The sequence below is a fragment of the Pseudarthrobacter sp. NamE5 genome (assembly GCF_005796225.1).
Classification (GTDB): domain Bacteria; phylum Actinomycetota; class Actinomycetes; order Actinomycetales; family Micrococcaceae; genus Arthrobacter.
In genome coordinates this window covers 85949-108462 of sequence record NZ_VAHO01000007.1, presented here as the reverse complement: position 1 = coordinate 108462, position 22514 = coordinate 85949, and the positions used below count along the sequence as shown (strand labels likewise).

The 22514-nt window shown below is 66.7% G+C and carries 17 protein-coding genes; 3 read left to right on the top strand and 14 right to left on the bottom strand.

Annotated elements, in window-relative coordinates; translation table 11 throughout:
• Positions 1-7: 7 nt before the first annotated feature.
• From FDW84_RS10585 to tdh, 3 genes are read right to left on the bottom strand one after another with little or no spacing between them, the layout of a single operon-like run.
• Positions 8-1129 (bottom strand): NAD(P)/FAD-dependent oxidoreductase, encoded by a 1122-nt coding sequence (locus FDW84_RS10585; protein WP_138609224.1) that lies wholly within the window; start codon positions 1127-1129, stop codon positions 8-10.
• A gap of 55 nt (positions 1130-1184) precedes the next feature.
• Entirely contained in the window at positions 1185-2381 is a 1197-nt protein-coding gene (locus FDW84_RS10580) for a glycine C-acetyltransferase (protein WP_138609222.1), read from the bottom strand.
• A gap of 8 nt (positions 2382-2389) precedes the next feature.
• Positions 2390-3436: an L-threonine 3-dehydrogenase gene (tdh, locus tag FDW84_RS10575; protein WP_138609220.1), complete on the bottom strand. Its 1047-nt coding sequence runs from the start codon at positions 3434-3436 to the stop codon at positions 2390-2392.
• A 126-nt stretch (positions 3437-3562) separates the two neighbouring features.
• On the opposite strand from tdh, the gene FDW84_RS10570 reads away from it, so the two are divergent.
• Positions 3563-4474, top strand: coding sequence for a LysR family transcriptional regulator (locus FDW84_RS10570; RefSeq protein WP_138609218.1), 912 nt, complete (start codon positions 3563-3565; stop codon positions 4472-4474).
• A gap of 7 nt (positions 4475-4481) precedes the next feature.
• Here the strand turns inward: FDW84_RS10570 and FDW84_RS10565 are convergent, their stop codons facing one another.
• From FDW84_RS10565 to FDW84_RS10545, 5 genes are all read right to left on the bottom strand, one after another.
• Positions 4482-5075, bottom strand: coding sequence for a DUF5666 domain-containing protein (locus FDW84_RS10565; RefSeq protein ID WP_138609216.1), 594 nt, complete (start codon positions 5073-5075; stop codon positions 4482-4484).
• 224 nt (positions 5076-5299) lie between these two features.
• Entirely contained in the window at positions 5300-6808 is a 1509-nt protein-coding gene (gene gatB / locus FDW84_RS10560) for an Asp-tRNA(Asn)/Glu-tRNA(Gln) amidotransferase subunit GatB (protein ID WP_138609214.1), read from the bottom strand.
• The gene (gene gatA / locus FDW84_RS10555) at positions 6808-8388 is read right to left on the bottom strand and encodes an Asp-tRNA(Asn)/Glu-tRNA(Gln) amidotransferase subunit GatA (protein ID WP_138609212.1); all 1581 of its coding nucleotides are present in this window, start codon (positions 8386-8388) and stop codon (positions 6808-6810) included. Before gatA ends, gatB begins: the two co-directional genes overlap by 1 nt.
• Positions 8389-8392: 4 nt before the next feature.
• Positions 8393-8689, bottom strand: a complete 297-nt coding sequence (gatC, locus tag FDW84_RS10550; protein ID WP_138609210.1) for an Asp-tRNA(Asn)/Glu-tRNA(Gln) amidotransferase subunit GatC — start codon at positions 8687-8689, stop codon at positions 8393-8395.
• Between the two features lie 146 nt (positions 8690-8835).
• Positions 8836-10311, bottom strand: a complete 1476-nt coding sequence (locus FDW84_RS10545; RefSeq protein ID WP_138609208.1) for a CitMHS family transporter — start codon at positions 10309-10311, stop codon at positions 8836-8838.
• A gap of 201 nt (positions 10312-10512) precedes the next feature.
• On the opposite strand from FDW84_RS10545, the gene FDW84_RS10540 reads away from it, so the two are divergent.
• Together FDW84_RS10540 and FDW84_RS10535 are read left to right on the top strand one after the other, a co-directional pair.
• Positions 10513-12264, top strand: a complete 1752-nt coding sequence (locus FDW84_RS10540) for a sensor histidine kinase (RefSeq protein WP_138609206.1) — start codon at positions 10513-10515, stop codon at positions 12262-12264.
• On the top strand, positions 12257-12919 hold the full coding sequence (locus FDW84_RS10535) for a response regulator (protein ID WP_138609204.1): 663 nt from the start codon (positions 12257-12259) through the stop codon (positions 12917-12919). Before FDW84_RS10540 ends, FDW84_RS10535 begins: the two co-directional genes overlap by 8 nt.
• A 1-nt stretch (position 12920) precedes the next feature.
• Here the strand turns inward: FDW84_RS10535 and FDW84_RS10530 are convergent, their stop codons facing one another.
• From FDW84_RS10530 to FDW84_RS10505, 6 genes are all read right to left on the bottom strand, one after another.
• Positions 12921-13304, bottom strand: a complete 384-nt coding sequence (locus FDW84_RS10530; RefSeq protein WP_138609202.1) for a RidA family protein — start codon at positions 13302-13304, stop codon at positions 12921-12923.
• Positions 13305-13349: 45 nt separating this feature from the next.
• Positions 13350-13853, bottom strand: a complete 504-nt coding sequence (locus FDW84_RS10525) for a GNAT family N-acetyltransferase (protein WP_138609200.1) — start codon at positions 13851-13853, stop codon at positions 13350-13352.
• Between the two features lie 111 nt (positions 13854-13964).
• Positions 13965-14774, bottom strand: a complete 810-nt coding sequence (locus FDW84_RS10520) for an inositol monophosphatase family protein (RefSeq protein ID WP_138609198.1) — start codon at positions 14772-14774, stop codon at positions 13965-13967.
• The gene (ligA, locus tag FDW84_RS10515; protein ID WP_138609196.1) at positions 14771-17119 is read right to left on the bottom strand and encodes an NAD-dependent DNA ligase LigA; all 2349 of its coding nucleotides are present in this window, start codon (positions 17117-17119) and stop codon (positions 14771-14773) included. Before ligA ends, FDW84_RS10520 begins: the two co-directional genes overlap by 4 nt.
• A 229-nt stretch (positions 17120-17348) precedes the next feature.
• Complete coding sequence (locus FDW84_RS10510) at positions 17349-21794, bottom strand: FtsK/SpoIIIE domain-containing protein (protein WP_138609194.1); 4446 nt, start codon at positions 21792-21794, stop codon at positions 17349-17351.
• Positions 21791-22495: a hypothetical protein gene (locus tag FDW84_RS10505; RefSeq protein WP_138609192.1), complete on the bottom strand. Its 705-nt coding sequence runs from the start codon at positions 22493-22495 to the stop codon at positions 21791-21793. The genes FDW84_RS10510 and FDW84_RS10505 overlap by 4 nt, the downstream gene beginning before the upstream one ends.
• Between the last annotated feature and the right edge of the window lie 19 nt (positions 22496-22514).

Below are 22514 nucleotides of genomic sequence, written 5' to 3'. Positions count from 1 at the left end.
CCATTCTTCAGCGCCGGACGGACCAGCGGGCGGCCGCCAGCGCCTGAACTGTCCGGGATGCCGGACCCACCCCGACCGCTGCCGAAGCATCCGGCTGGCCCAGTTCGGCAAGAATCTGGTGAGCCGCCAACTCCGCCATCGCGGAGGAGGTCTGGAAGCCGTAACCCCCCTGGCCGGCAAGCCAGTAGAAACCGGAAGCTTCGGCGTCGAATCCGGCCACCGGGACCCCGTCGGCCGCTTCCGTCCGCAGCCCCGTCCAAGCCTTTCGGATCTCCCTGATCCCCAGCGTGGTCACCCTGTTCAACCTGGCCACCAGACGCTCCACGTCCCCCGGCCTGGGCCGTGCGTCCTCGGGTCCGCTGGGCTCCGATTCGGAGGGCGAGATGAGCACGTCGGCGCCTTCGCGCCGGAAGTAGAACGTATTGTCCGCTGCCGCCACCATGGGGCTTTGCTCAGGCAGGGGGTGCTCGACGGCGGCAATCGCAACCGTGCGCCGGTATGGCTGCAGTCCCAGCTTCTCCACCCCGCTGATGACCGCGAGTTCATCCGCCCAGGCTCCAGCCGCATTGACCATAACGGCCGCCTCGAATGCCTCCGTACCTGCGCCGACCTGCCAGCCTGAGCCAAGGCGTTGTGCGGAATGCACCCGTGCTCCAGTGATGATGTCCACGCCTGCGTCCACCGCCCGCCGCCGGTGGTTGGACAGCAGCAGCGGAGCATTGCAGCCGAAGGATCCAGTGTCCAGCCCCGCGGCGGCGACGGAACCCGGTACCAGCACGGGGCAGAGCTCCAGCGCCTCCGCGGGGGTGATCGCCCTCATGTGTCCACTGGCCTCCGCGGCCACCCCGTCCTCGCTGCCAATGAGCATGAAGCTGCGGGGCGTGAGCACCGGCTCCGGCAATTCGGCGTCCCGGGCGGCGATCAGCTCGAGGGTCCTGACGGTCAGTTCCTGCACCACCGGCGGCCCGTAACTGGGGATCAGCTGCCGGGCCGAGCGGGACGACGTGTGGTACGAAAGTTCCTGCTCCGCCTCCACCAGGGCCACGCTGCACCTGCCCGCCAGTTCGGAGGCCAGGGACAGGCCGGCTATGCCGCCGCCCACAATCAGGACATCGTAGTGTTCTGCCATGCGTTCATCCTCGCAGAACTGTGGGATGCAGAGTTATGGTCCGCTGTGGCTGACCTCAGGCTGCCGTCTCGGCGCGGCTGGCGACGAAGGCACGCACGCACGCTTCGACGTCGTCGGCTGAATGCGCGGCCGAAAGCTGCACCCGGATCCGAGCGGCACCGCGCGGAACCACTGGGAAGCTGAAGGCGGTAACGAACACGCCGTGCCGGAGCATCCTGTCCGCCACCTTCGCGGCCATGACCGCATCGCCGAACATCACGGGAACAATAGCGTGTTCACCTGGCAGGAGGTCAAAGCCCTCCTCCATCATGCGGCGGCGGAACAGCGCGGCGTTCTCGAAGAGCCTCCGCCGCAGGTCGCCCGAGGTCTCCACCAGGTCCAGCGCCTTGATGGTGGCCGCCACGATGGCCGGTGCGACGGAGTTTGAGAACAGGTAGGGACGGGCCTTCTGCCGGAGCATGGCAACGATTTCCGCCCGCCCTGACACGTAGCCGCCCGATGCTCCCCCGAGCGCCTTGCCGAAGGTCCCGGTGTAGATGTCCACCCGGTCCGGGACGCCGGCATGTTCCGGGGTGCCGGCACCGGTGGGGCCCATGAACCCGACGGCGTGGGAGTCATCCACCATTACCAGGGCGTCATGCTTTTCGGCGAGGTCGCAGATCGCCTCCAGCGGGGCAAGGTACCCGTCCATCGAGAACACGCCGTCGGTGACGATGATCTTGCGCCGGGCGTCCTTGGCTTCCACGAGCCTGGCTTCCAGGTCAGCCATGTCCTGGTTGGCGTAGCGGTACCGCTGCGCCTTGCAGAGCCTGATGCCGTCGATGATCGAGGCATGGTTCAGGGCGTCCGAAATAACGACGTCTTCCGCGCCGAAAAGGGATTCGAATACCCCTCCGTTCGCATCGAAGCAGCTGGAGAACAGAATGGTGTCCTCGGTGCCCAGGAACCGGGAGACCCGGGCTTCGAGTTCCAGGTGCAGGTCCTGGGTGCCGCAGATGAACCGCACACTGGCCATACCGAAACCGCGCTCATCCATCGCCTCCTTGGCAGCACTGATGATTTCAGGGTGGTCCGCCAAGCCCAGGTAGTTGTTGGCGCAGAAGTTCAGGACATCGGCACCTGGCTGGCCAATGATGCCTGCCCGGATGTGGCTTGACTGCGGCGAGTTGATGCTGCGTTCCGCCTTGAAAAGGCCGGCGGCGCGGATTTCCTCGAGCTCGCTGCCCAGCTGGTCCTTCATTGAGGTGTACATGGTGTTCCTTAGAGTTGGGTCCAGTCGAGTACTACTTTGCCGCCCATGCCGCTGCGGGCAAGGTTGAAACCCTTTTCCCACTGGGCGGCGGGGAGCGGGTCCGTGACGACCGCGGAGATGCCCGCGTGCAGCACGGGGTTGGAGGACAGCATGGCGCTCATGGCGTACCAGGTCTCATACATCTCCCGGCCGTAAATTCCTTTGAGCGTGAGCATATGGGTGACCACTTTGCCCCAGTCGATGGTGATCTCCTGGCTCGGCAGGCCCAGCATGGCGATCCGGCCCCCGTGGTTCATATTGTCAATCATCTCGGGAAGGGCCGAGGGATGACCGGACATTTCCATGCCGATGTCAAAGCCTTCGCGCATGCCCAGTTCCAACTGGGCATCGCGGACGCGCGTGGTGGAGACGTCGATGGCGAGGTCCGCACCGAGCTTCCGTGCCAGCTCAAGGCGTGGCCGGGAAACGTCCGTGATGACGATCTTGCGGGCTCCGGCATGGCGGGCGACGGCGATGGCCATCAGGCCGATCGGTCCCGCACCCGTGATCAGGACGTCCTCGCCGACCAGCGGGAAACTCAGGGCCGTGTGCACGGCGTTGCCGAACGGATCGAAGATGGCGCCTAGCTCCGGCGTGACGGACGGGTCATGGTGGACCCAGGCGTTGGTTTCCGGAATCACCACGTATTCTGCGAAGGCGCCGTCACGCTGGACGCCCACGCTGACTGTGTGGATGCACATCTGCCGGCGGCCGGCCCGGCAATTCCGGCAGATCCCGCAGACCACGTGGCCTTCGCCGGAGACCCGGTCGCCCACCTTGACGTCACGGACGTCCTCTCCCACCTCCACCACTTCGCCGTAGAACTCGTGCCCTGGAATGAGGGGAGCTGCGATGATCCCCTGTGCCCAGGAATCCCAGGACTGGATATGCAGGTCCGTGCCGCAGATTCCGGTGGTCATTACCCGGATTTTCACCTCAGCGGGGCCTGCCGCGGGTTCCGGGCGGTCCACCAGTTCGAACCCTGACTGTGGGCCGGGTTTGTACAAAGCCTTCATCGGCTTCCTTACTCTTGTCTGTTGCCGGCATGGTCTGCCCTCCCCATTACAGCGAGGAAGAAGCTTTAGCACAACAGCGAAAAACTCAATCATCGATGTAGCAAAGCTAATGCGTAAACTGGCCTGATGGAGATTCATCAGCTCGAGATCCTGCGTGAACTGGGCGCCCTGGGCAGCGTCAAAGCCGTGGCCGACACCCTCATGGTCACCCCCTCCGCTGTATCCCAGCAGCTCGCCCTGCTGCAGCGGAAAGTGGAGGTGCCGCTGACCCGGAAGGAGGGCCGCAACCTGGTGCTGACCGAGGCAGGCCAGGTTCTGGCAGACGCCGGAGCCGCCGTCGTCAGTGCCATGGCCGATGCCAGGGGTGCCATTGGGAACTATCACGGCTCCGCAGGCGGCAGGGTGACGTTGTGCGGATTCCACAGTGCCGGGCAGGCGGTGTTCGCCAAGCTGGCCAAGGTCCTCGATGCGCCCGGACAGCCCCGGGTTGAGCTCTCGGATGAAGACGTGGCCCAGCAGGATTTTCCGGCGTTAACGGCCAGGTATGACGTGGTGCTTGCGCACCGGATGGATCACAGCCCCCGCTGGCCGGAGGAACGCGTCACAGTACTGCCGTTGCTGCACGAGCCCCTGGACGTAGCCCTTCCCGCCGGCCACCCGCTGGCCGCGAAGCCCGCGCTGACAGCGGACGACGTCGGCGGCGAGGCCTGGGTGACCAGCCACACCGGCTACTCCCCCGCTGATGTGCTCTCCGCCGTCGCCGCCGTTTCCAGCCGGCAGCCGAATATCGTGCATCGGATCAACGACTACTCCACGGTTGCGGCACTTGTGGCCACCGGCGGCGTGGTGGGCCTGCTGCCGAGGTACACCGCCAGCCCCGTGCTTAATCCGGATATCGTGCTGCGGCCGCTCGAGGGAATCAGCACCCGGCGCCGGATCGACCTGCTGGCCCGCCCGGAGAACCTGAAGCGCCGGTCGGTCACGATAGTGTGCGAGGCGCTGCAGGACATCATGGCCGGGCTGGTGAAGCAGGGCTGAGCGCTGCCTACCTGCCGTGCCCTTCGCCGTGGCCAGGACCGTCACCGGCGCCCTCCACGATCCGCTCAGCGGTTAGCTGGTCCCCCGCTTTCACCCCGGAGACGCGCACGGTGTCATCGGCGGCAATGTCCGCGATGGTGCCCTCGGAGTGCCCAAGCCGCTTGCCGCCGTCGGGTACCGCCAATTGGCTTTCCGCTGCGGGGGCAGCAACCTGCGTGATCCTGGTTTCGGCGTTGACGCCATAGGTCTGCGAGTATCCATCCTCGCTCCTGACGGTGATGGCGGTGCCGCTGACAGACTCCACCGTTCCACGCTGGCTCAGCTCGGTCGCGAACGTCCCGTCAGCTTTCTTGACCACACTCTCGCTGTGCAGATGCTGCCGACGCTGCGACTTGTCAGGTTTGTCCTGGCCCGGTTTACTCTGCCCCGGCGCCTTGTCCGATTTGCCCGGGCTCTCCTTCGCTGGAGAGGACGACGGCGGCTGGGGCCACGGCGGGTTACCCGCCGACCAGGCGAATGCCGACCCTGTCCCGGTCAAGGCGAGTGCGACGGCCCACGTGAGCAGGGCTTTGCGCATGCGCGGCTGGTCCTTCAGTGGCATCGCGGTCCCCTTCGCGTGGTTGGCCGGGACCGCCCCATGCCATCCGGTCCCGTGCGGTCAAGTGTAGGACCGGGACGCGCCCGTGAACATAAGTACTTTTCCACCGCAAGAACCTGAGTACTTGCGGCGCCAACCTGAGTACTTAAAGCCCAACTGGGTCGCAGTTAGCGTCCTTAAAACGCGGTTTCGCGACGTTATCTGCGACCCAGTTGGGTGCGGAAGAGCTAGACGGTGACGCCCAGCTTTTCCAGGATCAGCTCGCGGACCCGGCCGGCGTCGGCCTGCCCGCGGGTGGCCTTCATGACCCCGCCCACGATGGCGCCAACGGCCTGGACCTTGCCGTTGCGGATCTTGTCAGCAACGCCGGGCTGGGCAGCCAGTGCAGCGTCGATGGCCTCGAGCAGGGGTCCGTCGTCGGAGACCACGGCCAGGCCGCGCTTTTCCACGATCTCCGCCGGGCTGCCTTCGCCGGCGAGGACGCCGTCCAGCACCTGGGACGCCATCTTGTTGTTGATTTTGCCATCCTCCACCATGCCGGCGAGCTCCACGATGGTGGCAGGCTGGACACCCAGCTGGCCGGGGTCCACGTCGGCAGCCTTGGCACGGCCAACGATTTCGCCCATCCACCACTTGCGCGCAATTGAAGCGGAAGCACCGGCGGCGATGGTTTCCTCGATCTCGTCCATGACGCCGGCGTTCACCACGTCGCGGAATTCGAGGTCGGAGTAGCCCCAGTCGCCCTGGAGCCGCTTGCGGCGGGCGGCCGGCGGTTCGGGCAGGGTGGCCCGGAGTTCCTCCACCCATTCGCGCGACGGCACCACCGGAACCAGGTCCGGTTCCGGGAAGTAGCGGTAGTCGTCGGCGTCGGACTTGGGCCGGCCAGAGGTGGTGGTACGGGTGTCCTCGTGCCAGTGCCGCGTCTCCTGCACCACGGGGTTGCCGGCGTCCAGGACGGCGGCATGGCGCTGGATCTCGTAGCGGACGGCGTGTTCGACGGCGCGCAGCGAGTTCACGTTCTTGGTTTCGGACCGGATGCCGAACCGTTCACGGCCGTGCGGACGGAGTGACACGTTGGCATCGCACCGCACGTTGCCGCGTTCCATCCGGGCATCGGAGACACCGAGGTTCTTGACGATCTCACGGATGGCAGCCACATAGGCTTTGGCCAGCTCAGGCGCGCGGGAACCGGCACCTTCGATGGGCTTGGTGACGATTTCCACCAGCGGGACGCCGGCGCGGTTATAGTCCACCAGGGAGAAGTCGGCGCCGTGGATCCGGCCGGTGGCGCCGCCCATGTGGGTCAGCTTCCCGGCATCCTCTTCCATGTGGGCGCGCTCGATTTCCACCCGGAACACGGTCCCGTCGGACAGCTCGATATCCAGGTAGCCGTCGTATGCGATGGGTTCGTCGTACTGGGACGTCTGGAAGTTCTTGGGGGTGTCCGGGTAGAAGTAGTTCTTCCGGGCGAACCGGCAGCTCTCGGCGATCTTGCAGTTGAGGGCAAGACCGATTTTGATGGAGGACTCTACGGCCGTTTTGTTGACCACCGGCAGGACGCCCGGCATGCCGAGGTCCACCTCGTTGACGTTGGTGTTGGGCTCGTCACCGAAGACGTTCGGCGCAGAGGAGAACATCTTCGTCCTGGTGTTGAGCTCCACGTGGACCTCGAAGCCCAGGACGGGATCGTACTTCTCCATGGCCTCTTCGAAGCTCAGGATTGCGTCAGTGTTCATTATTTTGCCTCCTGGCTTCCAACAAGGGTTTCGACAGGCCCGGCCACCGCGGCGGCCAGGTCCGGGGCGCTCTGCAGCAGCGGGCCGCCCCACTTGGCTTCCAGCAGCGACTCCAGCACGGCGCCCACCCGGTACAGGCGGGCGTCCTCCTTGGCCGGGGCCAGCAGCTGGATACCTACGGGCAGCCCGTCCTCGTCCGCCAGGCCGCCGGGCAGGGACAGCCCCGGAACGCCGGCCAGGTTGGCGGGAATGGTGGCGACGTCATTGAGGTACATCGCCATCGGATCATCCAGCTTCTCGCCAAGCGGGAACGCCGTGGTGGGGGCGGTGGGCGAAATCAGGACGTCGGCCACTGTGAAGGCCGCCTCGAAGTCGCGCTGCACCAGGGTGCGGACCTTCTGGGCCGAGCCGTAGTAGGCGTCGTAGTAGCCGGCGCTCAGGGCATAGGTGCCCAGGATGATGCGGCGCTTGACCTCATCGCCGAAGCCGGCGGCGCGGGTGGCACCCATGACGCGTTCGATGGTCATGGGGCCCTCTTCGGGGAGGACGCGCAGGCCGTAGCGGACGCCGTCGAACTTGGCCAGGTTAGAGGACGCCTCGGAGGGCATGATCAGGTAGTAGGCCCCCAGGGCGTACTGGAAGTTGGGGCAGGAAACCTCAACGATTTCCGCACCTGCCTCCTTGAGGAGCTCCAGGGCATCCCGGAAGCGGTTCTCCACGCCGGCCTGGTAGCCCTCCCCGTGCAGCTCCTTGATGATGCCGATCCGCAGGCCCTCGACGTTACCGGTTTTCGCAGCCGCAACCAGGTCGGCCAGCGGATCGGGCAGGGAGGTGGAGTCGCGGGGGTCATGCCCGCCGATGACCTGGTGCAGGAGCGCGGAGTCCAGGACGGTCCGGGATACCGGGCCGATCTGGTCCAGGGACGAGGCCATGGCGATGGCGCCGTAACGGGACACGCTGCCGTAGGTGGGCTTGACGCCGACCGTGCCGGTGACGGCGCCCGGCTGCCGGATGGATCCGCCGGTGTCTGTGCCCAGGGCGAGCGGAGCCTCGAAGGCTGCGACGGCGGCAGCGGAACCGCCGCCGGACCCGCCGGGGATCCGGTCCAGGTCCCAGGGGTTGCGGGTGGGGCCGTAGGCGGAGTGCTCGGTGGAGGAGCCCATGGCGAACTCGTCCAGGTTGGTCTTGCCCAGGATGGGCATCTTGGCTGCCCGCAGGCGCTCCACGACGGTGGCGTCGTAGGGGCTGTGCCAGCCCTCAAGGATCTTCGAGCCGGCCGTGGTGGGCTGGCCGATGGTGACGATCAGGTCCTTCACGGCGATGGGAACACCGGCGAGGATATGGAGTGCTTCGGCCTCGGCGCCGCCTGCTGCACGGATAGCGTCCACTTCGGCGGCAACGGCGAGCGCCTCCTCGGCGTTGACGTGCAGGAAGGCGTTGATGCCGCGTTCGCCGCCGTCCACCTCGGCAATCCGGTCCAGGTATGCCTGGGTGGCTTCTACGGAGGTGACCTCGCCGGCGGCCAGCTTTTCAGCCAGCGCGGCGGCGGAGAGGCGGATCAGTTCGTTGGTTTCAGTCATGTGCTTATGCCTCATCCAGAATGGCCGGGACCTTGAATCGGTTGTCTTCGGAATCCGGCGCACCGGACAGCGCCTGCTCCGCGGTGAAGGTGTGGCCCACGACGTCATCGCGGAACACGTTCGTCAGCGGCATGGGGTGGGACGTTGCCGGCACGTCGTCGCCGGCGGCCTGACTGACGGATTTGACCGAATCAACGATGACGGCGAGTTCTCCGGCCATCCTGTCCAGCTCTTGAGCACTCATCTCAATGTGAGCGAGCCGCGCGAGGTGCGCGACGTCGTCACGGTTGATCGCAGCCATGGATCTCCCCTGCAAAGTTCGGATTGGTTTCCGATCCATTCTAGTGGGGAAACAAAGATGCCCGTCTGACGACCCCCAGCGGGCGTCAGACGGGCACCTTTATGCCGGGGTCCCGGCCAGGGGCAGGGACCACAGGCAGCTACAGACTAACCGATACCGATGGCTCCAGTCAGCATGCCGACTCCCAGCATGACCAGGGACACTACTGCACTGCGCCACAGGACCTTTTTGTGGTGGTCGCCGAGGTCAACCTTGGCCAGTGACACCAGGAGCAGGATGGCGGGAACCAGCGGGCTCTGCATGTGGAACGGCTGGCCCGTGATGGAGGCGCGGGCCATCTCGGCAGCGCTGATTCCGTAGTGGCCGGCGGTTTCGCTCAGGACGGGAAGCACGCCGAAGTAGAAGGCGTCATTGCTCATGAAGAACGTCATGGGGATGCTCAGGACGCCGGTGATGACTGCCAGGAAGGGGCCCATGCTGGAGGGGATGATCTGGACCAGCCATGCGGACATTGCTTCCACCATGCCCGTGCCGGTGAGGACACCGGTCAGGACTGCTGCCGCCATCACCATGCTGACCACTGCAACGATGGACGGGGCGTGGGCCACAAGCTGGGTGCCCTGGTCCTTGACATTGGGGAAGTTCACCAGCAGGGCGATGGCGGAACCCACCATGAAGACGTACGGCAGGGGCACGAGATCGGCGATGAGCATGCCCATGACCGCCACCGTCAGGGCCAGGTTGAACCAGAACAGCTTGGGGCGCAGGGTACTGCGGTTGGGATCCAGGGCAGTGTCCGCCATGGCAGTGTCGCTGTCGTCCACCGGCTCTTCGGGACGGTCCAGCACGGCCACGGAGGAACCGTCCGGGGAAAGGCCGCCGACGGCGGGGGCTGCTCCGCCGGGGTTGGAGCCTCTACGTCCGCGTCCCGTTCCGGTGCCGCCGGCGGGAGCGCCGCCGTCGAACGCTTCAGCGGTATCCGGCACGCCCCAGATCTCGGGCAGGGTGGCGCGGAGGCGGTTGCGCTCCTGGATGCCGAGCAGCCAGGCGAAGGCGAGAACCACGGCGACGCCGGCGATCAGCGACGGGAGCATGGGAACGAAGACGTCGTTCACATCAATTTCCAGGGCGGTGGCCGCACGGGCCGTGGGGCCGCCCCAGGGAACGATGTTCATGGTGCCGTTGGCGAGGCCGGCCACGCAGGTGAGGACCACCGGGCTCATCTTGAGCCGCAGGTAGATCGGCAGCATGGCTGCGGTGGTGAGGATGAAGGTGGTGGAACCGTCACCGTCCAGGGACACGGCGGCAGCCAGCAGGGCGGTGCCCAGGACCACCTTGGCGGGGTCGTTTCCCAGCTTGCGGAGGATGAACTTCACCAGGGGGTCAAAGAGCCCGACGTCGATCATCAGCCCGAAGTAGATGATGGCGAACATCAGCAGGGCTGCGGTGGAGGTCATGGATTTCATGGAATCCAGAACCATGTCGCCCATACCGAGGCCGGCACCGGCGAAAAGTCCGAAAACGGTGGGGACGATGATCAGCGCCAGTACTGGCGTCAACTTTTTCGTCATGATCAGCACCATGAATACCGCGATCATGGCGAATCCAAGTATTACCAGCACAGCCGGCTCCTTCTTGTGAACGGCACCACAGCGTTGTGATGCGTGCTACAGACTTTAGGGTGGCCGCGGTCACGGCCGTGCCTTTGGCTCAATTGATTGGCATACTGCTTATTGGGAGCATTTTGCTCATTCTGCTCACGCGCTTACTGCCGTGCTTTCCGACCCCTGCCTCCACTGGGCAGCATCACTTCAAGGAGGATCATGCAGCGTTCCGCGCCCCGCCGGCCGTTACGGTTCTCCACGCAGACCCTGCTGCTGCAGCTGTCGGTGGTTTTGCTCGTTGTGCTGTTCAGCGCGGCTGTCCACGCGTGGCTGACCTACGACCGGGTGGGCAGTGAAGCGGAGAACCAGGCGCTGACCCTTGCACGTACCGTGGCGTCGGACGCCTCCGTCCGGGCGGACGTGCTGGCCATCAGCCGGCAAACCGGGACTCCCCCGCCGTCACAGCTGGCCGTGGGGCCACTGATGGAAGCGGCGGAAGCTGCACGCATGCGTACCGGCGCACTGTTCGTGGTGATCACGGACGAGACCGGCCTGCGGCTGGCACATCCTGATCCGCAGCGGCTCGGCGAAAAGGTGAGCACCGACCCGTCCGAGGCCCTGGCCGGCCGGGAGGTCACCACCAGGAACACCGGAACCCTGGGGCCTTCAGCGGGTGCGAAGGTTCCCATCTACGCTCCGGACGGCACCACGGTGGTGGGTGAAGTCAGCGTGGGCTACTCCATGGAAACAGTGGGACAGAGCCTGGCCCGCGACATTGGCCCCGTTGCCGTCACGGCCGCCGGCGCGCTCCTGGCAGGTGTGGTGGGGTCATTCCTGCTGCGCCGCCGGCTGCAGCGGCTGACACTGGGACTGGAGCCTGAGGAGATCAGCACGCTCGTCCACGACCAGGTGGCCGTGCTGGAAGGCGTGGACGACGGCGTTATCGGCGTTTCGGCCGACGGCCGGATCAGCGTCTTCAACTCCGCGGCCCAGCGGCTCCTGGGCCTGCCGGACCTGGCCGGGAGCCGCTGGGAGGATGCGCCCGTACCGGATCAGTTGAAGTCCCTGACCCGTAAGGGACCCCTGCACAGCAATGACAGTGATCAGGGTGATGCGCTGGAACTCGTGGCCGGCGGACGGGTCCTGGTGGCTAACGCACGTAAGGCCCTGCACCGACGGGAGGACCTGGGCTGGGTGGTGATGCTCCGCGACAGGACAGAACTGCAGCAGCTCACCAACCAGTTGGACGCCGTGGGAACCATGTCCACGGCGCTGCGGGCCCAGCGCCACGAGTTCGCCAACCAGCTGCACACCATTGCCGGGTTCATGAGCATCGGCCAGCACCGGCAGGCCAGGGATTACCTGGCGCAGCTGGCGGCCACGGGCCCCCTGAAGTTCCCGGTGGACCAGGCCGAACTCCTCCAGGACCCGTACCTGCAGGCCTTCGTGGGTGCGAAAGGCGTTGAGGCTGACGAGCGGGGCGTGGCGCTGCGGATCGGCCCGGAGACCCTGGTCCGGGGGCAGGTTGCCGAAGCGCAGGACGTCACCACAGTGCTCGGCAACCTGATCGACAACGCAGTCAACGCCGCGGTGGCCGGCTCCTCGCCGGACCGCTGGGTGGAGCTGGAGGTACTGGACGAACCGTCCGACGACGGCGGTACCCTGCACATTGTCGTCGCTGACTCCGGTGACGGGCTGGCGGAGGGAACGGATCCGGAGGAGATCTTCGCCGAAGGTTTCACCACCGCAACCGGCCCGCTTTCGAGGAATGGCGGCGGCGCCGGAGGCCATGGGTTCGGCCTTGCCCTGGCGCGCCAGCTGGCGCGGCGCCGCGGCGGAGATGTCAAGGTGCTGGATCGGGGCACCAGGGGCGGACCGGGTGCAGTGTTCATGGCCACCCTGCCCCGGACCATTGCCGGGACAACGGGCAGGAAAAATTTGGGGACAGCCGGAAAGGACAACAATGCCTGAAGAATTTCGGGTGCTCATCGTGGACGATGACTTCCACGTGGCCAAGCTCCATGCCGCCTACGTGGATTCGGTGGCCGGATTCCTGGCGCTGGCGCCGGCGGGCACGGCGTCACTTGCCCTGCAGTCCATCCATAGCCTGCGGCCGGACCTGGTGCTGCTCGACGTCTACCTGCCGGACGCCTCCGGGCTGGACCTGCTCCAGCAGCTGGATGTGGACACCATCATGCTGACCGCAGCCTCTGACGCCGCTTCGGTCCGCGCCGCATTCCGCCGCGGCGCCCTGGGCTACCTGCTCAAGCCGTTTACCTCTGAGGCGCTGTCCCAGCAGTTACGCTCGTACGCCCGCTACCGGCGCCTGCTGGGCCAGCCCGGGGCCCTGGACCAGGACGCGGTGGAACGCGCAAAGCGGGCCTTGATCCCGGGTGATGTCACGCCGTCTGCAAAGCCCAGATCGGCCACGGAAGCAGCAGTGCTGGAATCGCTGGTGCCCGGAGAACAGTACTCGGCGGCCGAGGTGGCCGGGCGCGTCGGGGTTTCGCGGGCCACCGCCCAGCGCTACCTGTCCTCGCTCGCCGATGACGGAGCGGTGGACATCCAGCTGCGGTATGGCTCAACGGGCAGGCCGGAGCACCGCTACGGCCTGCCCGCTTCGTGAACTAGCCGGCGCTCTTCCGGGCCACGAGTTCGATCTCCACCAGCATGTCGGGATCCAGGAACGGCAGGACGTGCACCAGCGACAGCGTGGGGCGGATCTCGCCGAAGACCTCACCGTGGGCGCGGCCGGCGTCTTCCCACTTGCTGATGTCCGTCAGGTACAGCTTGGACCGGACCACGTCCTCGAAGCCGAAACCGGCGTCCGCCAGGACTTTGCCGAGCTTCTGCAGGATGTACTGCGTCTGGCTGTAGAAGTCATCGCCCACGATCCCGTCCTCGCCGCTGGCCGCGGTGGCTGAGATGTAGAGGGTGTTGTCCACCTGGACAGCCCGGGAGTATCCGAGGCTCTGCTCCCAGACGGAGCCGGTGCCGAAGGTTTTGCGCATGGTGGGCCTTTCAGTGCTGGACGGGGTCGGCACCACTGTAGGCGGCTACACGTCGAGGCGGTAAACCAGCAGTTTTATGTCAGTTCCGGGGACCAGCCAGTCACGCTCGGGGACCCTGCTGAAGCCGGTTTTGTCGTAAAGGCCGCGGGCGCTCTTCCAGGTCGACCCGGTGGTCAACGACACCGCTTTGACTCCGTTCAGCGCCCTTGCATGAGCCATGACGGCCGCCATCATCGCCTTGCCGGCGCCGCTGCGCTGCACTGCCGGATCCACCACCAGCATCCGGAATTCCAGCTCGTCATCAAGGGCTATGTCCGCGTAGGGTTCCCCCGCCCGGGCCAGCGTGACCGAACCGATGACCTCACCATCCCGCTCGGCAACCCAGACGGTGGCCTGGCCGGCGCGCAACGCCACGTCCTGGACTTTGCGCATGTACGGGTGGTCGGCGTCGTCGAAGTAGCCCGCGGCAAGGTACGAATCACGCGTAATGCGGGCAACGGCGTCGTAATCCCTTTCGACGGCGGGACGGACCGTTATCTGCGGCTGCACCCGTCAATGGTAGTGGTACTGGGCAGTAACCCGGGGCAAAAGGGGGCTTTCCGTGACTGAACTATCACCCGCCGCCGCACATCGCCACAATGCACAGCGGGGCGGGCGCCGTCAGAGCGGGAACCTGCCGGACAGTTCCAGGCCCGCCGCACAGGTCCAGGCGTCCAGCCGCTCCCCGTCAGTGGGCCCGCCATCGAGCGGACTGGCCAGGCGGGGGCGCCGCACCCAGCACCCCGCCTCTTCCGCGATCAGCGCACCGGCCGAAAAATCGTGCTCGTTGAGCCCGCGCTCACCGAAGGCGTCGTGCGTGCCGTCGGCCACCAGGCAAAGGTCCAGCGCTGCGGACCCGAGCCGCCGGACGTCCGCAAAGCCGTCCAGCAGCTCAGCGAAGAACGCTGCCTGCTCCGCACGCACGGCCGGATCGTAGTTGAACCCGGTAGCCAGGATCTGCCCCTTGCGGCCCGGGACAGGACCCTCGAGCCGGGTAACCCTGCCGCCTTCCTCAAGCCACGCGCCCTGCCCGCGAGCCGCATAGTAGACGCGGCCCAGCGCCGGAGCATTGACGACGCCGGCCAGCCAGGCGCCGCCGGCATCAGCCACTGCCACTGAGGTGGCGTAGTAGACGATGTTGCGGATGAAGTTGGTGGTGCCGTCCAGGGGGTCGATGGACCAGCGGTAGCCGGTGGGGACCTGGGGCCGGGTGGTTCCGTGCTCCTCTCCGGTAATGCTGTCCCCCGGCCGCTTTGCCGTGATGACCTCGCGGACAGCGTGCTCGGCGGCAACGTCGAACGCGGTCACCCAGTCACCGGCGTCGCCCTTGCTGCTCTCCTGGAGCGCGTCAGTGCTCCTGCCGGCCAGCACCTGGGCGCCCGCTGCTGCTGCCGCCTTCGCCACCTCCAGCAGTTCCGTGGCGCCGGTCATCGTGTAGCCTCCGCCTCTGCCGGTGCCGCTTCGTCCGGTTCCGTGCCGGCCTGTTCTGCTGCGGGAGCATCCACTTCGGCACTTGCACCGTCCGGGAGCGCCGCCGGACCGCCGGCCAGGAGCTTCCGGAATCCCTCCTCGTCCAGGACGGGGATGCCCAGCTGTTCCGCCTTGTCCAGCTTGCTGCCGGCGCTTTCCCCGGCCACCAAGTAGCTGGTGTTCTTCGAGACGGACCCCGCCGCCTTGCCGCCCCTGACCAGGATCGCTTCCTTCGCCTCATCCCGGCTGAAGTTCGGCAGTGATCCGGTCACCACCACCGTCAGCCCTTCAAGGGTCCGCGGCATCGACTCGTCACGCTCGTCCTCCATCCGGACCCCTGCGGCTGCCCAGCGGTCCACGATCTCCTGGTGCCAGTCCTCCGCGAACCATTCCTTCAGGGCTGCGGCAATGGTGGGGCCGACGCCGTCAACATGGGCCAGCTCCTCCTCGGAAGCCCGGCGGATGGCGGCCATGCTGCCGAAAGCAGTGGCCAGGGCACGGGAAGCCCGCGGGCCGACATGCCTGATGGACAGGGCCACCAGCACCCGCCAGAGCGGCTGGCTCTTGGCCTTTTCCAGCTCCTTGAAGAGCTTCTCCGTCGTGGCCGTGGGCCTGGACGGGGACTTGGCGGTGCCCTTGCTGTAGAAGTAGGGCACCAGCTCGTACTCACCCGTAGGGACACCCTTGGACCGCTTCTCCCGCCGGATCCGGACGCCGGCCAGGTCCTCCGGGGTGAGGTCGAAAAGCGCGGCTTCAGAGGTCAGTGGCGGAACCTCCGGTTCGGCGGGCTGGGTCAGCGCAATGGCGGCTTCCCAGCCGAGCGCCTCGATGTCGAAGGCGCCCCGGCCGGCCAGGTGGAACACCCGCTCGCGCAGCTGGGACGGGCAGGATTTCGAGTTGGGGCAGCGGATATCCACGTCCCCCTCCTTGGCGGGAGCCAGAGGTGTTCCGCAGGAGGGGCATTCGGTGGGCATCACAAAGTCACGGACCGGCGGGTCCTGCTGGTCACGCAGGGCGAGGACCGGTCCCACGATCTCCGGGATGACATCACCGGCCTTGCGCAGGATCACGATGTCGCCGATCTTCACGCCCTTGGCCTTGACCACATCCTGGTTGTGCAGGGTGGCCATTTCCACGGTGGATCCTGCCACCTTCACCGGCTCCATGAGCCCGAAGGGCGTCACCCGGCCCGTCCGGCCGACGTTGACCTGGATGTCCAGCAGCTTGGTGTGCACCTCCTCCGGCGGATACTTGTAGGCCACAGCCCAGCGCGGTACGCGGGTGGTGTAGCCCAGGGCCCGCTGGGTGGCGAAGTCGTCCACCTTGACGACGATGCCATCGATCTCGTGGACAAGCTTATGGCGCTGGTCCCCGTAGCGCTTGATGAAGGCCAGGACCTCCTCCAGGCTTTCCAGCACCTCGAAGTACGGACTGACGGGAAGCCCCCACTCCTTCAACAGCGCGTAGGTTTCGGACTGGCTGCCGGCCTCCAGCCCCTCGCGCGCGCCGATGCCGTGAACGAACATCTTGAGCGGCCGTTTTGCTGTTTCCGCCGGGTCCTTCTGGCGGAGCGAACCCGCCGCAGCGTTGCGGGGGTTGGCCAGGGGCGCCTTTCCGGCCTCAATCAGGGCCTCGTTGAACTCGGCGAATTCCTTGGAGGGGATGAACACCTCGCCCCGGACTTCCATCTCCGCCGGAAAGCCCACGCCCTTGAGTTCCTGCGGGATCTCCTTGATGGTCAGCACGTTGTGCGTAATGTCCTCGCCGGTGGTCCCGTCGCCGCGGGTTGCTGCGCGCACCAGTTTGCCGTCGCGGTACAGCAGGTTGACGGCCAGGCCGTCGATCTTCAGCTCCGTCAGCCACGCCGCGGCCGGTGTTCCGTTGCCGAGCTTCTGGATCCCGGCCCCGGCCTTCTTCAGCCAGGCTTCCAGTTCCTCGAGGGAGAAGACATCCTCCAGGCTGTACATCCGCTGCAGGTGCTCAACGGCGGCGAAGGCGGCAGAGACCTCCCCGCCCACCTCCTGCGTGGGTGAATCGTTCGACACGAGTTCGGGGTGGAGCGCCTCGATCTCCTCCAGGCGGCGGAAGAGCGCATCGAACTCCGCGTCGGAAACCAGCGGCGCGTCTTCCTGGTAGTACGCGAACCGGTATTTCCTGACCAGGTCCACCAAGTTCTCGTATTCCTCGCGGACCGACTCTGCAGGGATGGCTTCGGGTTCCTTGGGTGATCCCTCGGCGGATGTCCCGTCCTTGGCTGTGCGGGTCCGGGTTGCTGTCTGGTCTGCTGTGCCTGGTCCTGTGCTCACAGACCTATCTTGCCTTACTGCCCGTCACTGTGCCCGGAGGCGGTTCCTGCCCCAGCAGGCAACAGTCAGGCCCCCGTCCCCCATCAGCAGGATGCGGGCGGCGGCCACCGGTGGATCAGGCTCCCCCAGTCCAGGTCCGCCCACACGAATAGGGAGTCAGCTCATACCTGACCGGCGGCGGACAAGCTGTGAACCCGCCGGATCTGCTGCCGTCCGCCCCGAAGTTGCCTCAGTCCCTGTTTTCGGGCGGCAGCGCCACCTGGATTTTCCGCGCTTTGCCGCGTCCCACCACATAGCCGCGGCCGGGGATGAAGTCGGGGCTGACCCGGCCCAGGGACGTATTCAGCAGGCTGTCGCCCTCGATATCCCCGGGATTCAGCAACAGCCCCCGGCGGCCCGACTTGAACGGCTGGGCAAGCGACCAGGCAGAGGACCAGGTGGAGGTTTCAGACTCCCCCACCACCCACTGGTCGGCCTTGATGGAGGCCGTCACCAGCTGCCCCATGCCGGACTCGGCAAGCGTGTCGGTGAACTCCGTCAGGCCTTCAATGAAGATGGCCAGGGTGCCGGGATTTCCGGAGGAATGCTCCACCAGGTCCTCCACCACGTCGGCGAGGTCATCCGGTCCCACTACCGAGCGGTTCCAGAGGGGCAAGGAGGCGACGGCGGAGCGGCGGGCCGCGATATAGACCAACTCCGTGTCGGGGTTGGACCGGCGCAGGGCGTACGCAAGCGTCACCAGAGCAACCGTGCGGCCGGCGCCCGGAGGGCCGGCCAGCAGCAGCGGCCCCCTGGCCATGATCTCGGCCGGCTGAAGGGTTTCGTCGTCGACGCCGATGACCGGCAGGCCGGGGCTGCCGGCGGGCAGGACGCCCAGGCCTACCTGCTCCGGGAGCCTTTCAATGCCGGGGGCGGCGTCCAGCCCCTGGCGGAGCATGGCTTCGCTGAGCTTGTGCACTTCCCGGGCCTGGAGCGCGAGGTTGGAGTTGCCGCCCAGCACCGCCAGCTGGACTTCCAGCCCGTCCAGCAGTCCCCGGCCGGGCGGCGACGCTGCGGAGAGGACGTCCCGGGGAACGTCCATCGAAATGTAGTCGTCCTCGGAGGAAAGCCGCAGTACCAGCCGCCGCTGGATGGAAGCGAGCAGCGAGGCCGGCACGGCGTTCGGCCGGTCCCCGGTGACCACCAGGTGGATACCCAGAGTCCGCCCGTCGGTTGCCAGCTGGAGGAAAATGTCCCACAGCCCCGACAGCCTGCTGTGCTCGTAGGCTTCACGGAAAGCGGACATCCCGTCCACCAGGACAAAGATGCGCTTTTCGTCAGGCCGGTTGGCCAGCTTGCGGTACTCAACGATGGTGGCGGCGCGGACTTCGGCAAAACGGGCGGACCGCTGCTCGGCAATGTCCCGGAGCAGGCGCAGCAGCCGCCCGACCCGTTCCACGTCGTCGCCGCTGATGACCTCGCCGACGTGTGGAAGTTCCTCCAGCATCCTTAGCCCGGACGATCCGCAGTCGATCCCGTAGACGTGGACCGGCCCGCCCCGGGGGGTGACGGCTGCGGCGATCGCTATGCCGCGCAGTGCTGCGGATTTCCCGGACCCGCCGGTCCCGTAGATGGCCATGTTGCCGTCCTTATCCGGTTCGTAGAACATGGTGGGCTGGGCCTGATGTACGGGGTCGTCGGCAACGCCCAGGAGGAGCTGCTCATCGGTGCGGGGATTCGGGAGCCTGGAGAAGTCGTAGGTCTTGGCCAGCTCGTCCAGCCAGGGTTTGCGGGGAGCGGCGATGGACAACGCGTTTGCTGCCCGGACGATGGTGGCCGTCATCCTGGCGATGTCGTTGGGGCCGGCCGGCTCCGCTGCTTCCGGTTTCACCGGTGCCGGCACTTCCCAGCTCGGTCCGGAGCCGAACGCCATCTCGACGACGTCGATCTGCGGCCGCTGCGGCTTGTCGGTGGTCCAGCCGCCCGCGTAGCCGGTCTGGAAGCCCTGGATCCGGCCCGGACCGGTCTTCGCGGCGCCGCGGCCGGGAATGCCCGGGTCGAAGTAGGCAGCGTCGGGCACGCCCAGGATGTCTGTTGCGTCGTCCTCGTCGGCCATCCGCAGCGCAACCCTAAGGTTGGTGTTGGCCCGCAGGCTGTCCTTGATCACTCCGGCGGGCCGCTGGGTTGCCAGGATCAGGTGCAGGCCCAGGGACCGGCCCCGGGCTGCAACATCAACCACGCCATCGACGAATTCGGGAACCTCGTTGGCCAGGGCTGCGAACTCATCGACGATGATCACCAGGTAGGGCGGGGCGTCGGGATCGGCCTCACGCTGCAGGGCCAGCAGGTCCTTGGCCTTCTTCCGGTTCAGCAGCTGTTCGCGGTAGTGCAGCTCGGCGCGCAGCGAGGTGAGGGCGCGCCGGACCAGGTGGGGCGAAAGGTCCGTCACCAGGCCCACCGTGTGGGGCAGGTTGATGCAGTCGGCGAATGCCGCCCCGCCCTTGTAGTCCACGAACAGGAAGCTGACGCGGTCCGGGCTGTAGGCGGCGGCCATTCCCATTACCCAGGACTGGAGGAACTCGGACTTGCCCGCGCCGGTGGTTCCGCCCACCAGGGCGTGCGGTCCCTCATTCTTCAGGTCCAAATAGAGCGGTTCGAGGCCTTTGGATCCCACCAGGGCCCGCAGCGTGCCGTTATCCTTGCGGTTGGCCACTGCGCTCGCGGTCACTGAGTTGTTTTCCGTCCAGCGTTCGGCCACGGCCTGCGGGTTGTCCAGGAAGTCCTTGCCGATCAGCGTGGCATAGGAAACGGCGCGCGGAAGGTCCGAGTCGTCCGTCACGGGCTTGCCCACGTCCACCACAGGCGTGAGCATCCGGGCCAGCTGGCCGGCGAGCTCCGCGTCCACGCTCTCGCAGCTGACGGGATAGGTGTGGCGCCCCAGCCGGACCTGCCCGGTGGTGGTGCCGTGCTCGCCGTCCACCACCATGAAGTCCCGGCAGGCAGCGGGCAGTGCCTGGACGTCCGTGGCCACCCACAGCACATGGACGCCGGCGTCCGGCCCCCGTTCCGCGAGCCGGGTAAGCCGTCCCCGGTCCACCGGCGCGTCGTCCTCCACGATCACAAGCACAGTGGGAACCACGGGCTCTTCCACCTCATGCTTTGCAGGGTCGAGTGCGGGACGGAGGTCCGGGCCCGAACGCTTTGCGGCAGCTTCCCTGGCCTCCACCAGGTCCTCGAGCCGGGCCACCAGTGAGGTGCCGCCGGCGGATCCGGCGGCAAGGTGGTCACCCGGGAGGGGGCTGTGTCCTGAACCCACGTGGGGCAGCCACTGCAGCCAGTTCCAGCGTTCCCGCGACTGTGCCGACGTGACGGCTGCCAGCACCACTTCCGCCGGGGAGTGCAGGCCGGCGAGCTGGAGCACCATGCCCCGGGCGACGTCGTCCACGAGGCTGCGGGCACCGGCGATGCCGAGCGAGCCGGTGGTCCGGAGCTGGGAGACCACCGGGACGCCCTCGATGTCGCGGAACTGCTTCAGGCAGTCCTGGATTTCGCGGGCGTATTCAGCCTCGGTGTCGTTGTTCGACGGCTCCTCCAGGCGGATGCGTGAGCGAACCGTGCCCAGGCCGAACCTCAGGCCCAGGAATCCGCCGTGCTCGGGCCGGTGGGTCCACAGCAGCGCGCCGAGCTTGTAGATGGCATCCACCGTGTCACTGACCGACGGCGCTTCCTGCAGCCGGACGGCACGCTCCACGTGCTGGAGTTCGGTGATGTCCTGGCGGAAAGCGGCCATGGCGGTGCGGAAGTGCTTGAGTTGTTCCTTCTGCTGGCGCCGGGTCCGCATCTGCTGGTCCACATAATGGCCCAGGATGAACAAGGGCATCATCAGCATGAACAGCACCGAGAGCGGATTGGCGGTGACCGCGAAGATCACGGCGCCCATCAGCAGCGGGGCGATCATCATGATGTACGGAAACGGGTTGTCCTCGGGTCGTCTGGGCCCGGAAGGAGCCACGCGCTTGGGCTCCTCGAAGCGGGGAACAACCCGGGGTGACCGGTTGAAGCTCACCAATGGCGACGTCGGTGCTGACGCCTGGTTGTGCCCGAGCGGCACCACCGTGATGGTGGTGTCGCCCAGGATGACACTGTCCGAGGAGTTAAGGGTTGCCCTGGTGACCGGGAGGCCGTCCATGAGCAGCCCGTTGGCGGAGTTGGTGTCCACGATTTCCACGGCATCCCCCACGGTGATCCGGGCGTGGCGCTTGGAGGTCAGGGGGTCCGAGAGGCGGATGTCCACGTCCCGGCCCCGGCCGATGTAACTGGTGCCGGTGGGCAGGGAAAATTCGCGTCCGGCGTCGGGCCCCGAAAGGACACGGAGGGTGGCCGCCGCAGGCCCGCGGCTTGCGCCCGGCTCAGTGAACTGCGCGCTTACCTGGGCGAGCGATACCACAGAGCCCGGGCGCAGACCCGATTCCAGGAGGTTGTCCGTCCGGCTGAGGGTGTTTCCGCTCAGGCCGCGGCCCACGAAGGCCTCTTCGATCCGCAGGGAGAGGTTTTCCGGGACAGGGATGCCCCTCCGCCCCGGATCCGCGGCCCAGAGGACGGCTGCGGTATCGGCCACTGTAGCCAGGCCGTCCACTGTGACGGCCAGGTCCTTCGATTCTGCGGGATCCCGGCGGAGGGTCAGGCGGATTTTCATCCCTCGTCCACGCCCCTCATCTTCTCGATCAGGTACAGGTCATCTGCGGTGACCAGATGCGAGGTGACGGCATGTTCCACCAGCCTGGTGCGGCGGTTGGTGGCCAGCTTGCCGCCGCCTCCCCGCAGTCCCACGACCCCTACACGGTCGAGTTTGTCGCAGACGTTATCCAGCTTGCGATTGAAGCGGGTCAGGGCCCAGCCGAGGGTTTTGGCTGCGGCGGCCGAGGAAGGGATGGCGCTGAATCCTGTCCCTTCGCGGCGAAGCATGGGCTCGGCGAGCGCCACGATAAGGGCTTTCTGGGAGTCGGTGAACACCACAGGGCCAATGGTGGTGTCACCGTCGCTGTCACCCTCGAGCGCCTCCTGCCGGAAGGCCGGAGTCTTCAGGTGGACCGCGAACTCGTAGGTGGTGGGTCCGGCGGTGAAGATGACGTTGGTGTGACTGAAGACCAGGGGGATCCGGGCACCAGGCGCCAGCCATGCCTGCATGCCTCCCGAGGCGTCCGCCACCGTGGCGGAGAGCATGCTGCCCACGTTGCTGAGCCACCAGATCCCGTCGTAGCGGGCCACCTGCAGGAACTGCCGGTGCAGGTACGGATTGTCGTCGATCTCAAGGTCGCCTTCGCGGCCGATGTTGAAGACGTCCTCGTCCGATGGCTCGTACCATTCACCACAGAAATCTATGGCTAGATCCCCCATATGCTGTGCCTCCTCATTG

What these genes read in the sequence shown, in the direction of transcription:
- FDW84_RS10580 (WP_138609222.1), bottom strand. Translation starts at nt 2,381, where the DNA reads ATGTACACCTCAATGAAGGACCAGCTGGGCAGCGAGCTCGAGGAAATC.
- FDW84_RS10535 (WP_138609204.1), top strand. Translation starts at nt 12,257, where the DNA reads ATGCCTGAAGAATTTCGGGTGCTCATCGTGGACGATGACTTCCACGTG.
- FDW84_RS10585 (WP_138609224.1), bottom strand. Translation starts at nt 1,129, where the DNA reads ATGGCAGAACACTACGATGTCCTGATTGTGGGCGGCGGCATAGCCGGC.
- tdh (WP_138609220.1), bottom strand. Translation starts at nt 3,436, where the DNA reads ATGAAGGCTTTGTACAAACCCGGCCCACAGTCAGGGTTCGAACTGGTG.
- FDW84_RS10565 (WP_138609216.1), bottom strand. Translation starts at nt 5,075, where the DNA reads ATGCCACTGAAGGACCAGCCGCGCATGCGCAAAGCCCTGCTCACGTGG.
- FDW84_RS10540 (WP_138609206.1), top strand. Translation starts at nt 10,513, where the DNA reads ATGCAGCGTTCCGCGCCCCGCCGGCCGTTACGGTTCTCCACGCAGACC.
- gatC (WP_138609210.1), bottom strand. Translation starts at nt 8,689, where the DNA reads ATGGCTGCGATCAACCGTGACGACGTCGCGCACCTCGCGCGGCTCGCT.
- gatA (WP_138609212.1), bottom strand. Translation starts at nt 8,388, where the DNA reads ATGACTGAAACCAACGAACTGATCCGCCTCTCCGCCGCCGCGCTGGCT.
- FDW84_RS10510 (WP_138609194.1), bottom strand. Translation starts at nt 21,794, where the DNA reads ATGAAAATCCGCCTGACCCTCCGCCGGGATCCCGCAGAATCGAAGGAC.
- FDW84_RS10505 (WP_138609192.1), bottom strand. Translation starts at nt 22,495, where the DNA reads ATGGGGGATCTAGCCATAGATTTCTGTGGTGAATGGTACGAGCCATCG.
- FDW84_RS10530 (WP_138609202.1), bottom strand. Translation starts at nt 13,304, where the DNA reads ATGCGCAAAACCTTCGGCACCGGCTCCGTCTGGGAGCAGAGCCTCGGA.
- FDW84_RS10570 (WP_138609218.1), top strand. Translation starts at nt 3,563, where the DNA reads ATGGAGATTCATCAGCTCGAGATCCTGCGTGAACTGGGCGCCCTGGGC.
- FDW84_RS10520 (WP_138609198.1), bottom strand. Translation starts at nt 14,774, where the DNA reads ATGACCGGCGCCACGGAACTGCTGGAGGTGGCGAAGGCGGCAGCAGCA.
- gatB (WP_138609214.1), bottom strand. Translation starts at nt 6,808, where the DNA reads ATGAACACTGACGCAATCCTGAGCTTCGAAGAGGCCATGGAGAAGTAC.